The following is a 15,083-nucleotide window of genomic DNA, read 5'->3' as shown; positions in this document are numbered from 1 at the left end:
TCCGTGCTCGGGCCTTGCGCAAACGCGAACAGTTTGCCATCGCGACGTGTGCATCCTCCCATGGAAGGGCCACAATGCAAAAACTTCACCTCGTGATGGGCGGGCGGGTAAAAGACCCGCAATCGCTCGATTTTGTCGATCTCAACGCAATCGATCTTGTTGGCATCTATCCGGATTATGCCTCGGCCGAAGATGCCTGGCGTGCCTGCGCGCAGCGCACCGTCGACGATGCTGAAATGCGTTATGTGGTGGTTCACCTTCACCGGCTGCTTGATCCCGGACAGGCGTAACCCGTCGATATTGAAAACCCCCGGAAACGGTGCTTCCGGGGGTTTTCAACGATGAAGCGCGGAATAGTGGCAGATCAGATGAACTCGATCTTCTGCACCAGATAGAACTTGTCTCCCGACGGCACGGTGACTTCGATCTCGTCATCCACCTTGCGCCCGATCAGCGCGCGTCCCAACGGCGAATTATAGCTGATCCGGCCGCGCTTGGCGTCGGCCTCGGCCTGGCCGACGATCTGATACCTCACAGGCTTTTCCTCGTCGTCGAGAAGAGTGACGGTAGCGCCGAACACGATGCGGTCGCCCGAAAGCGTGGTTGGATCGATGATATGCGCGCGGCTGATCTTGTCCTCCAGATCGGCAATCGTCGCTTCAACCTGCCCCTGACGTTCTTTGGCGGCATGGTATTCGGCATTTTCGGAGAGATCGCCGTGGGCGCGTGCTTCCTCGATGGCATCGACGATCCGGGGACGCTCCTCGCGCAGCAGCTTTAGCTCTGCGGTCAGCTTTTCATAGCCTTCCTGGAGCATCGGCAGCTTTTCGACACTGGCCATCCGTAATCCTTCTCTTTCAATTTCTGGCCCAATGGGTTCGGAGGAAAACCGTTCCCCGGCCGGGCTGAAAACCAGCCCGGCGTCGTTCAGCCGGTATGGGAGGGAAACCCTGGGACGATCAACGATAATAGTCTTGCAGGGCTTTCACTTCAAGTTCCGCACTGCGCAAAGCTTCGATCGCTTCGGCCACGGCGACCGATGCGGCCGCGGTGGTGAAGTACGGCACTTTGCCGCTGAGCGCCGATGCACGGATGGATTGCGAGTCCTTGTGGCTCTGCCAGCCTTCGGTCGTATTGAAAACGATGGCGATTTCCCGATCGATGATGCGATCGACGATATGCGGGCGTCCTTCAGCCACTTTGTTGACCTGCTCGACGCTCACGCCCTGCTCCGCCAGATAGCGGGCTGTGCCGCCGGTCGCCACGATCTTGAAGCCCAGCGCCGCCAGCTTGCGCACGCCTGGCAGCACCACCGGCTTGTCGGTATCCTTGACTGAAACAAACAGCGTGCCGGCTTGCGGCAAACGCGTGCCCGCGCCCAGTTGCGATTTGGCAAACGCCATGGCGAAACTGCTGTCCAGCCCCATGACCTCGCCCGTCGATTTCATTTCCGGAGACAGCACCGGGTCGACGCCGGGAAAACGCGCAAACGGGAAAACGGCTTCTTTCACCGCCATGTAATCGATGTCCCGCCGGATTGCGGGCAGATCGGCAAGCCGTTCTCCGGCCATGACGCGCGCGGCATACTTGGCCACGGGCTGACCCACCGCCTTGGCCACGAACGGCACTGTCCGGCTGGCGCGCGGGTTGACTTCGATCAGATAGACCTCGCCGTTCTTGACTGCGAACTGGATATTCATCAGCCCGCGCACTTTCAGCGCCTGGGCCAGCAAGACGGTCTGACGTTCCATTTCCGCAACGATTTCGCCAGGCAGGCTGTAGGGCGGCAGCGTGCAGGCGCTATCGCCGGAATGAATGCCGGCTTCCTCGATATGTTGCAGCACGCCGGCCACGCGCACGGTTTCGCCATCGGCCAGGGCATCGACATCGCACTCGATGGCGTCGCGAAGGTACTGATCGATCAACACCGGGCTGTCGCCGGAAACCTGCACGGCCGTGGCGATATAGTCTTCCAGTTGCGCCTGGCTGTCGACGATCTCCATGGCCCGCCCACCCAGTACGTAGCTGGGGCGGATCAGCACAGGGTAGCCGATACGGCTGGCAACGGCGATGGCCTCGTCGCGGCTGCGGGCAATGCCGTTGGCCGGCTGGCGAAGACCCAGTTCCTCCACCAGGGCGGCAAAGCGCTCGCGATCTTCGGCCAGGTCGATCGCATCGGGCGAAGTACCCAGGATGGGAATGCCGGCATCTTCGAGCGCCTGCGCCAGCTTCAGCGGCGTCTGCCCGCCGAACTGCACGATCACGCCCACAAGCTCGCCATTGCCGCGTTCGACGTCGAGTATCTCGAGCACGTCTTCGGCGGTCAGCGGCTCGAAATAGAGGCGGTCCGACGTGTCGTAATCGGTCGACACGGTTTCCGGATTGCAGTTGATCATGATCGTTTCGAACCCGGCTTCTTCCAGCGCAAAGCACGCATGGCAGCAGCAATAGTCGAACTCGATGCCCTGGCCGATGCGGTTGGGGCCACCGCCCAGAATGACGATCTTGCGCCGGTCGCTCGGCGCCGCCTCGTTTTCCGGCTCGCCGAACAGGCCGCTTTCATAGGTGGAGTACATATAGGGCGTGACCGCCTCGAACTCCGCTGCGCAACTGTCGATCCGCTTGAACACCGGACGCACGCCCAGCTTGTGACGCAGCTTGCGCACTTCGGCCTCGCTCGTGGCGCCGGCCATGGCCGATACCACATCGTGCACCAGGCCCGAACGCGCGTGGTTGGGGCTGCCGACAAGGCCGGCGGAACGCACCGCCAGCTTGGCCAGCCGCTTGTCGGAAAAGCCCATTGCCTTAAGGCGCCGCATGCCCTGCGCCGTGCGCGGCAGGCCATTGGCGATGACCGCTTCTTCCTCGGCAATGATTTCCGCGATATGGCGCAGGAACCAGGGTTCGTACTTCGTCACCGCATGCACGTCGTCGACGCTCAGGCCCTCGCGGAAGGCCTGGCCCACCACCAGCAGCCGGTCGGGCGTGGCACGGCTGAGCGCGGCATTGATCTCGTCGCGCGTTGCGCCTTCCAGCGCGTCGTAACGGTTGAACCCGTCAAGCCCTGTTTCCAGCCCGCGCAGCGCCTTCTGCAGCGATTCCTTGAGGTTGCGCCCGATTGCCATCACCTCACCCACGGATTTCATAGCAGTGCTGAGCAGCGGCTCTGACCCCTTGAACTTTTCGAAGGCGAAGCGCGGGATCTTGGTAACGACATAGTCGATCGTCGGCTCGAAGCTGGCGGGTGTCGCGCCGGTGATGTCGTTGGTGATTTCGTCCAGCGTGTAACCCACGGCAAGCTTTGCCGCGACTTTGGCAATGGGAAAGCCCGTTGCTTTCGAAGCCAGCGCGGACGAACGCGAAACGCGCGGGTTCATCTCGATCACGATCAGCCGCCCGTCCTTGGGATTGACTGCGAACTGCACGTTGGAACCACCTGTTTCTACACCGATTTCGCGCAGGACCGCGATCGATGCGTTGCGCATGATCTGGTATTCCTTGTCGGTCAGCGTCAACGCTGGCGCCACGGTGATCGAATCGCCGGTATGCACGCCCATGGGATCGACGTTCTCGATCGAACAGACGATGATGGCATTGTCGTTCCGGTCACGAACGACTTCCATCTCGTATTCCTTCCAGCCGAGCAGCGACTCCTCGATCAGCACTTCGGTGGTGGGCGATGCTTCGAGCCCGCCCCGGACGATCCTGATAAATTCGTCCTTGTTATAGGCAATCCCGCCACCCGTGCCGCCCAGAGTGAAGCTGGGCCGGATGATCGCAGGCAGGCCGGTCGTCTCCAGCACCGCCAATGCTTCGTCCACGCTGTGGGCCACGCCCGACCGCGCCGATTCCAGCCCGATCTTGTCCATCGCGTCGCGGAATTTCTGGCGATCTTCGGCCTTGTCGATGGCTTCGGCATTGGCGCCGATCATCGTCACGCCGAACTTTTCGAACGTGCCGTCGTTGGCAAGGGCCAGCGCTGTATTGAGCGCGGTCTGCCCCCCCATCGTCGGCAGCACCGCGTCGGGGCGCTCTTTCTCGATGATCTTGGCCACCACTTCGGGCGTGATCGGCTCCACATACGTGGCATCGGCCATTTCCGGATCGGTCATGATCGTGGCCGGGTTGGAATTGACCAGGACGATGCGATAGCCTTCTTCCTTCAGCGCCTTGACCGCCTGGGTGCCCGAATAATCGAACTCGCAGGCCTGGCCGATGACGATCGGTCCGGCGCCGATAATCAGGATCGAGGAGATGTCAGTGCGCTTGGGCATACGAGGGCCTTTTGTCTTTATCGTGCGTCCGCCATACCAGGGCATGGCCGATGATGTTAAACCATCCGCTTTATCGTCAGAGAGTTATCGCAGCATCTTCACAAACTTTTCGAACAGGTAAAAGCTGTCTTGCGGGCCGGGCGAAGCTTCGGGGTGATATTGCACGCCGAACGCCTTCTTGCCGGCGATTGCGATCCCGCAGTTGGAGCCGTCAAACAGCGAGACGTGGGTTTCGATCACCGATTCCGGCAGGGCGCCGGGCGCGTTGTCGACGGCAAATCCGTGGTTCATCGAAGTGATTTCGACAACGCCGTCTTCGTTGCGCCTTACCGGATGGTTGGCGCCGCGATGGCCCTGGTTCATTTTGGTCGTCCGCGCACCAGCCGCCAGGCCAAGCATCTGATGGCCAAGGCAGATACCAAAGATCGGCACGTCGGCGGCGAGCAGCTTCTGGATCACCGGCACGGCATAGGCACCGGTGGCGGCCGGATCGCCCGGACCGTTGGAGAGGAACACGCCCGCGGGCTTCAAGGCCATGATCGCGTCGAAGCCGGTCTGCGCGGGCACCACCGTTACGTCTGCCCCCGCCTCGACCAGGTTACGGAAGATATTGTCCTTGGCCCCGAAATCGACGGCGACCACGTGCGGCCGACCGGTGCCTTGGGGGCGGGTATAGCCCTCCCCCAGCCGCCAGACCGAACCCTGCCATTCTTCCTGCGTTTCGCGGCTGACCACGCGAGCGAGATCCAGCCCTTCCAGCCCGGGCCAGGTGCGTGCCTTGTCCAGCAGCGCGTCCAGATCGAACCGCCCCTCGGGATCGTGCGCGATCACTGCATTCGGGGCGCCTGACACCCGGATGCGGCGGGTGAGCGCACGCGTGTCGACCCCGGCAAGGCCGATGCGGCCCTGCCGCTCCAGCCACTGCTGGAAAGTACCCTGGGCGCGGAAGTTGGCCGGCGCGGTCACGTCCTCGCGCACCACGCAGCCCACCGCACCCGGCACGCCATGGCTTTCCATGTCTTCGGCATTGGTGCCGACATTGCCGATGTGAGGAAAAGTGAACGTGACGATCTGCGCCGCATAGCTGGGATCGGTCATCACTTCCTGATAGCCGGTCATCGCCGTATTGAAGCACACTTCGCCAACCCCCTCGCCAACGGCGCCAAAGCCTCTGCCCCAGGCGACCGAGCCATCGGCCAGAACAAGCACGCCCGTCGATCCTTCTGGCTGGGAGACGAGCGAAAGGGCGGGGTCGGCCATTATGGGGGCGCTCCGTTGGCGGGGATCTGGCGATGTTGCTAAGGCTCGGCCGCTACGCCCCATTGATCGCAGCGTCAACCTAGCGGTTCAAGAAAGTTTGCCCTAGGAGAGTGCCTTTGCCGCCTTGCTTGCGGCACCATCCACAGGAATGCGAGATAAATGATCCGCGATACGATCAAGGCCGCGCAGGTGGCCGCCATGAAAGCCGGCGACAAGGGACGCCTGGCCGCCATCCGCCTGATCCTGGCAAAGCTCAAGGACAGGGATATCGAACTGCGCACCGCCGCCAGCATCCCCGATGACGATGCCGTGGTGATCGACGTGCTGCAGAAAATGGTCAAGCAGCGGCGCGAATCGATTGCCCTGTTCGAACAGGGCGGACGCCAGGAACTGGCCGCCGTGGAGAAGGCCGAACTGGCGGTGATCGAGGATTTCCTGCCGGCACAGCTTTCCGAAGACGCGGTCAAGGCAGCCATTGCGGCGATCAAGGAGCAACTCGGCGCCACCGGCATGAAAGACATGGGCCGCGTGGTCGCCGAATTGAAAGCCCGCCATGGCACCCAGATCGACATGGGCAAGGCGAGCGGCCTCGTAAAGGCGGCTTTGGCTTGACGTAACCCATGAGCCTGACCCCGCAATGGCTGGACGAGCTGCGCAACCGCATTTCGCTTTCGGGCGTGATCGGGCGGTCGATCCGGGTGCAGAAGGCGGGGCGCGAATTCAAGGCGTGCTGCCCGTTTCACAACGAGAAAACGCCCAGCTTCACGATCAACGACGAAAAGGGTTTCTACCACTGCTTCGGCTGTGGCGCGCATGGCGACGTGATCCGCTGGATGACCGATCACCAGGGCCTGCCCTTCATCGATGCCGTCAAGGAACTGGCGGCGCAGGCAGGCATGGACCTGCCCGAGATGGACCGCCAGGCCGCGCAACGGGCGCAAGCGGCCAGGTCGTTGCATGACGTCATGCAGGCGGCCCAGGAATTCTTCGTCGCCAGCCTGAAAGGACCGGAAGGCCAGCACGCCCGCGCCTATCTCGCCTCGCGCGGATTTCCCCCACGCGTCCAGCATGAATTCGGTTTCGGCTATGCGCCGGACAGCCGCACCGCGCTCAAAGATGCGCTCTCAGCCTTTTCAGAAGCGATGCTGATCGAGGCCGGCTTGCAGATCGTGGTGGAAGACAAGGCGCCCTACGATCGTTTTCGCGGACGCCTGATGCTGCCGATCGCCGACCAGCGCGGCCGAATCATCGCGTTTGGCGGGCGCATCCTGACCGCGGAAAAGACCGATGCTCCCAAATACCTCAATTCGCCCGATACCCCGTTGTTCGACAAGGGCCGCACGCTGTACAACCTGCACCGGGCAGGGCCGGCGGCGCGTGCCGCCGCGCGGATCGTGGTGGTCGAAGGATATATGGACGTGGTCGCGCTGGCCGCTGCCGGCATCGCCGAAGCGGTAGCGCCGCTCGGCACGGCTTTGACCGACCATCAGATCGAACGCCTCTGGCGCGTGAGCGAATGCCCGACGCTGTGTTTCGATGGCGATGCAGCGGGCCAGCGCGCCGCGATGAAAGCGGTGTTGCGCGCCCTGCCCCTGCTCCGCCCGGGTCACTCGTTGCGCATCGTGACGCTGCCCGACGGCATGGATCCCGACGACGTGGTGAAACAGCGCGGACGCGACGCCATGCTCGATCTGCTGGGCACCGCGCGCAGCCTGATCGACGTGCTGTGGGAAGGCGAGCGCCGCGCCGCGCCGCTGGCCACGCCCGAAGACAAGGCCGGACTGAAAGCGCGGCTGCTGGCCCATTGCGAAACGATCCAGCATGCCGATATCCAGGCGCTCTATCGCCGCGAACTGCTCGATCGTTTCGGCGAACTGGCTTTCCCTCGTCGCGAGCGCCCGGCTTTCGCGCCGCGCCCGGGCGGCGGCCCTGCCGGACGTGCGTATGGGCGCGGCCCTTGGAAACCCGCACCACCGCCACTACCGGCGGAAGCCGCCAGCCGCCTGCAGCAGAAAGTGGGCTCGCGCGAGGCCTTGCTAGCCGCCGTGCTGGCAGGCCTGGTTACGCATCCGGCCGCGATCGTCCGCCATGGTGAGGCACTTTCTCATGTTCACCCTGCCAATCCAGCCATGGCCGCGCTGCTCGATGCTCTTCTGGCCCTCGCCGATTCGGGCGTGCCGCTTGAAAGCGCCACGCTGCGCCCCATATTGGCATCGCGGCAGCTACGGGTGCCACACGCGGATGATTATGACGGGCTGCGATTCGGCTTTCTGGCGGAAGCGAGCGCGACCGCGCTTGACGAATTGGCCGAAGCGATCGAGCTGATCGTCGATCTTCCGGCGGTGGAATCGGCGCTGGCGCAGGCGACAGAGCGCCTGGAAAACGACTTTTCCGAGGATAGCTTTGCCGAACAGCAACGATTGCTGCAACGAAGGCTAGCATTGCTGGCCCGGTTGGGGCAGATGGGTCGCACGCGTGCATCGTTATAATTGGCAGATATTATAATTCGCAGACAGGGATCGCCCCCAGCCGGCCGCGATCCTCGCAAAGCGCAGTGCACGACGTCAAAGGGTGGTATCGGGGTTAATGGCTTCCAACGACAAGAACGATAGCGGCGATGCCCCGCTGATCGACCTCAACGAAGCTTCGATCAAGAAGCTTATCGCCCGTGCCAAGCGGCGCGGGGTCATCACGTATGACGAACTGAACGAGGCGTTGCCCCAGGACCAGATGTCGTCCGAGCAGATCGAAGACATCATGGCTGCGATCTCGGAAATGGGCGTCAATATCGTCGAAAGCGACGAGGATGCGGTCGATCCCGAAGACCGCGAGGTTGAGGAAAGCGACGACGCAGATACCGGGATGGACGACCGCCCGGTGGTGGAAAAGCGCAAGGAGACCGTGGAGCGTACCGACGATCCGGTGCGCATGTACCTGCGCGAAATGGGCGCGGTCGAACTTCTGAGCCGCGAGGGCGAAATCGCCATTGCCAAGCGGATCGAGGCCGGCCGCGACACCATGATCATGGGCCTTTGCGAGAGCCCGATCACCTTCCACGCCATCATCCAGTGGTCCGAGGCGCTGAACGCAGGCGAAATGCAGTTGCGCGAGATTCTCGATCTCGATGCCATGCTGTCGAAAGAGCCGCAGCCCGAAAATCTTTCGGAAGATGGCGAGGAAGCCGACGCCGAAATCAGCGAAGCAACCGCCGGGCCTTCGTTCAAGGAAGAGGAAGAGGTCGAGGAAGAGGAGCCCGAGGAGGAAGACGACGAGCTGCGCGAGCGCCGCGCCCGCCCGGCCGAGGACGAGGAAGAGGACAACACGCTTTCCCTCGCCCAGATGGAAGCCACGCTCAAGCCGGCCGCGTTGGAAAAGTTTGCCGAAATCACGGACCTGTTCCGCACGTTTGAAAAGCTTCAGGCCGAACGTCTCGACGCTCTGGGCCTGGGCCTGCCGTTTCCCGCCGCCAAGGAAGCCGACTATCACAAGCTGCGCGAGGATCTGACCGCGCAGGTCGAAAGCGTGCAGTTTCACGCTTCCAAGATCGAGTACCTGGTCGACAATCTCTATGCTTTCAACCGCCGGTTGACGACGTTGGGTGGCCAGATGCTGCGCCTGGCCGAGCGCCACAAGGTAAGCCGCAAGGATTTCCTCGATCGTTACGTCGGGCGCGAGCTGGACGAAGGCTGGCTGCAATCGCTGGCCGGCCGCGACAAGAAGTGGGCGGCGTTTGCCGCCAACGAGGCGGCGGCCGTCGAACGAATCCGCGCCGAAGTGGCCGATATTGCGGCCGCCACCGGCATGCAGCTGGGGGAATTCCGCCGAATCGTGAACATGGTCCAGAAAGGCGAACGCGAAGCGCGGATCGCCAAGAAGGAAATGGTCGAGGCAAACCTGCGCCTGGTGATCTCGATCGCCAAGAAATACACCAACCGCGGCCTTCAGTTCCTGGACCTGATCCAGGAAGGAAACATTGGCCTGATGAAAGCGGTAGACAAGTTCGAGTACCGCCGCGGCTACAAGTTCAGCACTTATGCCACCTGGTGGATTCGCCAGGCCATCACCCGTTCGATTGCCGATCAGGCGCGCACCATCCGCATTCCGGTGCACATGATCGAAACGATCAACAAGCTGGTGCGTACCAGCCGCCAGTTCCTGCACGAACAGGGCCGCGAGCCCACGCCCGAGGAAATGGCCGAGCGTCTGTCGATGCCGCTCGAAAAGGTGCGCAAGGTGATGAAAATCGCCAAAGAGCCGATCAGTCTCGAAACGCCGATCGGCGACGAGGAGGATTCGCATCTGGGCGATTTCATCGAGGACAAGAACGCGATCATTCCGGTGGATGCCGCCATCCAGGCCAATCTCAAGGAAACAGTAACCCGTGTCCTTGCCAGCCTTACCCCGCGCGAGGAACGCGTGCTGCGCATGCGTTTCGGCATCGGTATGAATACCGATCATACGCTGGAGGAAGTCGGTCAGCAGTTTTCGGTCACGCGCGAGCGTATCCGGCAGATCGAAGCCAAGGCCCTGCGCAAGCTCAAGCACCCGAGCCGAAGCCGCAAGATGCGCTCTTTCCTGGATCAGTAAAAGTAAGCGGCGGGACTGCCGATCTTGCCACAAACCGAAATGAAAAGGCGTCAGGTCGAAAAACCTGGCGCTTTTTTGTGCATGGCAACTTGATGTGTTGCGCCGCCGCATCAGTATCGAATGAAACCGATCGACGCCATTACTATTTCGACACGAGTTTGTCACATATAGCGCATAGCGCCGCCCGGATCACATCAGCGTGGCCAAGGCCGCGACTACCTGCCCAGGGGAAATTCCATGCGTACTTTTCATTCTGTTTCCGCCCTGCTGGCGGGCGTTTGTGTTGCGGCCATGTCGCCTGCGGCGCTCGCCCAGGATGCCCCGCCCGTGGCCGACGCTGCAGCCGCCGATGCCGATGCCAACAATGCCATTGTCGTGACGGCCGAACGCCGCCAGGAAGACATCAAGTCGGTGCCGGTATCGGTCGCGGTGATCAAGCCTGATCTGCTACGCACGCTTCAGGCCGCGGGCGCCGATACGCTGCTGTCGCTGTCCGGCCGCGTGCCCAGCCTTTACGTGGAATCGACCACCGGCCGCATTTTCCCCCGCTTCTACATTCGCGGCCTTGGCAACATCGATTTCTACCTCGGCGCCTCGCAGCCGGTTTCGGTGATCCAGGACGACGTGGTGCTGGAGCATGTCGTGCTCAAGTCGAACCCCGCGTTCGACATCGCCCAGGTGGAAGTGCTGCGCGGCCCGCAAGGTTCGCTGTTCGGCCGCAACACCACGGCGGGCATCGTAAAGTTCGATACGGCCCAGCCCACAGCCACCTGGCAGGGCCAGGGCAGCGCCACCTGGGGCACGCGCAACGCGATCAACATAGACGCCGGCGTGGGCGGCCCGCTCACCCAGGACGGGCGCGTCAGCTTCCGCCTCTCGGGCCTTTGGCAGCACCGCGATAACTGGATCAGCAACACCTATACCGGCGTCAGCAACGATGGCACCGTTCCCGGCCGCAACGTGATGGGCGGGTTCGACGAACGCGATGTCCGCCTGCAACTGCTGGCCCAGGCCACCGATACGCTGTCGCTGCGCCTTTCCGGCCATTACCGCGATTACGACGGCACGGCTTCGATCTTCTACCGCGGTTCGATCCAGAAGGGCACGCGCTCCGTCCCGCAAAATCTGGATCTGAGCCAGGTTGCCTATGACGAAGCCCAGAACAATCCCCAGGCTTACAAGACCAAGGGCGTTTCGCTGCGGGCCATACAGGATTTCGGCGGCATAACCCTGACCTCGATCACTGCCTACGAAGCCTCCAACGGGTCGAGCCGGGGTGACACCGACGGCGGCGCGGCTGCCAATTTCGGTGGGACCGGCTATGGGCAGTCGCGCGGCGTCCTGCGCACACTCAACCAGTGGAGCCAGGAACTGCGCCTGGCCAGCCCCGACAACGCCCGCTTCCGCTGGCAGGTAGGCGGTATCTACTTCGACTCGCGCGATTATACCGAGTTCGATCAGCGCGGTTATTTCCTCAACCCCGGCACTCCGGGTGCCAACCCCAACAACTGGGTGTTGCTGCACAACGTCAACACCAGCTGGGCGGTGTTCGGGCAGGCCAGCTATGACCTGACCGAAAAGCTGCGCCTGACGGCCGGCGCGCGCCTGACCAACGATACCAAGACCACCACGCTGCTCAAGACGGCGGACACGGCGGCAGGGCTCGTCACTTTCCCGTCTACCGCGCCGCGCAGCGTGCGCCTGTCCGACACGCAGCCAAGCTTTGACGCCAGCCTGCTCTATCGCGCCACTTCCGATCTTTCGCTTTTCGCCCGCGTCGCGCGCGGCTTCCGCGGCCCGACGATCCAGGGACGCTCGGCCGTATTCAACTCGCCCTTCACCACGGCCAATTCGGAAAAGAACACGTCGTGGGAAGCCGGCCTGAAAAGCGCGTGGCTGGACAATGCCGTGACTTTCAATCTGACCGGCTTCTATTACACCGTCACCGATATTCAGCTTAACGGCAACGACAGCAACGGCAGCGGCGTGCTGTTCAATGCCGACAAGGCCATCGGCTATGGCGCGGAAGCCGAACTCGGCCTGGCTCCGGTCAAGAACCTGCGTTTCGACATCGGGGTGAGCGTGCTGCGCACCGAAGTGAAGGACAATAGCGTCTATGCGCAAGTGGGCGCCGCCGGGGGCGTTCTGTCGCAGACGGTGCTCAACCCGGTTCAGCGGGTGGGCAACAATTTCTACGCCCAGATCAACGGCAATCCGCTGGCCAACGCGCCCGATTTCAACCTCAACCTGGCCGGCCGCTATGACCTGCCGGTGAACGATGCGTTTCGCGCGTTCGTCGGCGCGGATTTCAACCTGCAGGGCTATACCATGTATGTGCCTTACAAGACGGTGGAATACGCTTCGAACGGCAATTACGAGCTTGGTGCCAAGGCCGGGGTTGCCTGGGGCCGTTATGAGCTGGCCGTCTTTGCCCGCAATCTGACCGACAGGCGCAACCTGGTCGGCGTTATCGACACGTCGAACTATCGCGCCGGAATCTACAACGATCCGCGCACGATCGGCGTCTCGCTGAGCGGGTCGTTCCGCTGATCCACCAGGACGGGGCGGCCGCGATGCCGCCCCGCCTTGTTCCATCAGGGCTTGCCTACCTCTGGGGGCAAGGGGTGGACTGTCAGCCCAATTAATGTGGCGCAGCGCGCGCAATGGGTTTAGGGGGACGGCAGAATCCCCGTTCGGGCAGCCGGAAAGCCAGACCCATGCGTATCGCCATTGCATCCGATCACGCCGCGCTCGCGCTGAAAGCCGATCTTGCGCAGTGGCTGGACGGGCTGGGGCACGAGGTCACCGATCTTGGTCCCCATGATGCAGACAGCGTCGATTATCCCGATTACGGTTACAAGCTGGCCGCCGCGATGGCCGCCGGCGAGGCTGAGCGCGGCGTTGCCCTGTGCGGTTCGGGCATCGGCATTTCCATCGCCGTCAACCGCAATCCCGCCGCCCGCTGTGCCCTGGTGAGCGAACCCTATTCGGCCAGGCTTGCGCGTGCGCATAACGATGCCAACGTGCTCGCAATGGGCGCCCGCCTGATCGGGCACGATATGGCCAAGGCCTGCGTCGAAGCGTTCCTGGCCACGCCTTTCGCCGGCGATCGCCATGCCCGCCGCGTAACCAAGCTTTCCCATCCCGCACTCTGAACAGGAGCCACACCGATGTCCACCGCTGCCACCGCATTGCCGGAAGTTCGCACGGCAGGCTTCTTTACCGAGCATCTCGCTTCGGCCGATCCTGAAGTCCATGCGGCCATCCAGGGCGAACTGAAGCGCCAGCAGACCAAGATCGAGCTGATCGCTTCGGAAAACATCACCAGCCTTGCCGTGCTGGAAGCAACCGGCTCGGTGTTTACCAACAAGTATGCCGAAGGCTATCCGGGCAAGCGCTATTACGGCGGCTGCGAATATGCCGATGTGGTGGAAAATCTGGCGATCGAACGCGCCAAGGCGCTGTTCGGCTGCGATTTCGCCAATGTGCAGCCCAACTCGGGCAGCCAGATGAACCAGGCGGTGTTTCTCGCCCTGCTTCAGCCCGGTGATAGCTTCATGGGGCTGGACCTGAATTCGGGCGGTCATCTTACCCACGGTTCGCCGGTCAACATGAGCGGCAAGTGGTTCAAGCCGATCCCCTATGGCGTACGCCCCGACGATCATCTGATCGACATGGACGAAGTTGCCCGGCTGGCGCGCGAGCACAAGCCCAAGCTGATCATCGCCGGCGGCACGGCCTATTCGCGTGTGTGGGATTTCCCGCGCTTCCGCGAAATCGCCGATGAAGTGGGTGCCTGGCTGCTGGTCGACATGTCGCACTTTTCCGGCCTGGTGGCCGGCGGCGCCCATCCCTCGCCTTTCCCGCACGCACATGTGGTGACCAGCACCACGCACAAGAGCCTGCGCGGGCCTCGGTCCGGCATCATTCTTACCAATGACGAGGCGCTGGCCAAGAAATTCAACACCGCGGTATTTCCGGGGCTTCAGGGCGGCCCGCTGGTGCATGTGATCGCCGCCAAGGCCGTGGCCTTTGCCGATGCGCTGCGGCCGGAATTCAAGACATACGCGCACCAGATCGTGGCCAATGCCCGCGCTCTGGCCGGCTCGCTTGCCGATGCCGGGCTTTCGATCGTGTCGGGCGGCACCGACAATCACCTGATGCTGGTTGACCTGTCGGCCAAGGACGTGACCGGCAAGGCCGCCGAAAAGGGCCTCGATCGCGCCTGGCTCACCTGCAACAAGAACGGCGTGCCGTTCGACAAGCGCTCTCCTTTCGTCACGTCCGGTATCCGCCTGGGCACCCCGGCCGGCACGACGCGCGGTTTCCGCGAGGACGAGTTCCGCCAGGTCGGCCAGTTGATCGCCCAGGTTGTCGAAGGTCTGGCGCGCAATGGCGATGAGGGCGACGGGCAAGTGGAACAGCGCGTGCGCGATGCGGTGGCCGACCTGTGCGCGCAGTTTCCGATCTATCCGGAGCTTTGAACGTTTGCGCTGCCCGTTCTGCACCCATGACAACAGCCAGGTGAAAGACAGCCGGCCGACCGAGGACAACACCGCGATCCGCCGGCGGCGCCAATGCGAAAGCTGCGGCGCCCGCTTCACCACGTTCGAACGCGTGCAACTGCGCGAAGTGCTGGTGGTGAAGAACAAGGGGCCGGACAGCGAGCCGCGGCGCGAACCGTTCGATCGCACCAAGATCGAACAGTCCGTTGCCCTTGCCTGCCGCAAGCGCCCGGTTTCGCAGGAACGGCTAGACCAGCTGGTTACCGGCATCCAGCGCCAGATCGAAACCCTGGGCGATGGCGAAGTGCCCTCGAAAGTGATCGGCGAGATGGTCATGGATGCACTGCGACAGCTTGACAGCGTAGCCTACATACGGTTCGCCAGCGTCTATCGCGATTTTTCCGAAGCCCGTGATTTCGAGGAATTCGCATCTTCCGTGCAGGAAGTGGCCAAGTAG

Annotated in this window: 11 protein-coding genes; 8 read left to right on the top strand and 3 right to left on the bottom strand. The window is 62.8% G+C overall.

Annotated elements, in window-relative coordinates; translation table 11 throughout:
- Positions 1–74 precede the first annotated feature (74 nt).
- A complete protein-coding gene (locus AC3EDY_RS12130; RefSeq protein WP_488572760.1) occupies positions 75–290 on the top strand; it encodes a DUF4170 domain-containing protein in 216 nt (71 codons plus the stop codon).
- 74 nt (positions 291–364) lie between these two features.
- Here the strand turns inward: AC3EDY_RS12130 and greA are convergent, their stop codons facing one another.
- The 3 genes from greA to carA form a co-directional block, all read right to left on the bottom strand.
- The gene (greA, locus tag AC3EDY_RS12125; RefSeq protein WP_488572759.1) at positions 365–841 is read right to left on the bottom strand and encodes a transcription elongation factor GreA; all 477 of its coding nucleotides are present in this window, start codon (positions 839–841) and stop codon (positions 365–367) included.
- Between the two features lie 118 nt (positions 842–959).
- Positions 960–4,274 (bottom strand): carbamoyl-phosphate synthase large subunit, encoded by a 3,315-nt coding sequence (carB, locus tag AC3EDY_RS12120; protein ID WP_488572758.1) that lies wholly within the window; start codon positions 4,272–4,274, stop codon positions 960–962.
- 84 nt (positions 4,275–4,358) lie between these two features.
- A complete protein-coding gene (carA, locus tag AC3EDY_RS12115) occupies positions 4,359–5,534 on the bottom strand; it encodes a glutamine-hydrolyzing carbamoyl-phosphate synthase small subunit (RefSeq protein WP_488572757.1) in 1,176 nt (391 codons plus the stop codon).
- Between the two features lie 159 nt (positions 5,535–5,693).
- On the opposite strand from carA, the gene AC3EDY_RS12110 reads away from it, so the two are divergent.
- The 7 genes from AC3EDY_RS12110 to nrdR all read left to right on the top strand — a co-directional run bounded on the left by AC3EDY_RS12110 (position 5,694) and on the right by nrdR (position 15,083).
- Positions 5,694–6,146, top strand: a complete 453-nt coding sequence (locus AC3EDY_RS12110; protein ID WP_488572756.1) for a GatB/YqeY domain-containing protein — start codon at positions 5,694–5,696, stop codon at positions 6,144–6,146.
- Between the two features lie 8 nt (positions 6,147–6,154).
- Positions 6,155–8,023 (top strand): DNA primase, encoded by a 1,869-nt coding sequence (gene dnaG / locus AC3EDY_RS12105; protein WP_488572755.1) that lies wholly within the window; start codon positions 6,155–6,157, stop codon positions 8,021–8,023.
- A 97-nt stretch (positions 8,024–8,120) separates the two neighbouring features.
- Entirely contained in the window at positions 8,121–10,121 is a 2,001-nt protein-coding gene (gene rpoD, locus AC3EDY_RS12100) for an RNA polymerase sigma factor RpoD (protein WP_488572793.1), read from the top strand.
- Between the two features lie 237 nt (positions 10,122–10,358).
- A complete protein-coding gene (locus tag AC3EDY_RS12095) occupies positions 10,359–12,671 on the top strand; it encodes a TonB-dependent receptor (RefSeq protein ID WP_488572754.1) in 2,313 nt (770 codons plus the stop codon).
- Positions 12,672–12,838: 167 nt separating this feature from the next.
- Entirely contained in the window at positions 12,839–13,276 is a 438-nt protein-coding gene (rpiB, locus tag AC3EDY_RS12090; RefSeq protein ID WP_488572753.1) for a ribose 5-phosphate isomerase B, read from the top strand.
- A gap of 15 nt (positions 13,277–13,291) precedes the next feature.
- Positions 13,292–14,605, top strand: coding sequence for a serine hydroxymethyltransferase (glyA, locus tag AC3EDY_RS12085; RefSeq protein WP_488572752.1), 1,314 nt, complete (start codon positions 13,292–13,294; stop codon positions 14,603–14,605).
- 4 nt (positions 14,606–14,609) lie between these two features.
- The gene (gene nrdR / locus AC3EDY_RS12080) at positions 14,610–15,083 is read left to right on the top strand and encodes a transcriptional regulator NrdR (protein WP_488572751.1); all 474 of its coding nucleotides are present in this window, start codon (positions 14,610–14,612) and stop codon (positions 15,081–15,083) included.

This window comes from Novosphingobium sp. DS6-6, from assembly GCF_057784975.1.
Note: the sequence above shows the minus strand (reverse complement) of the source record. Positions and strands in the feature narration are given on the sequence as shown.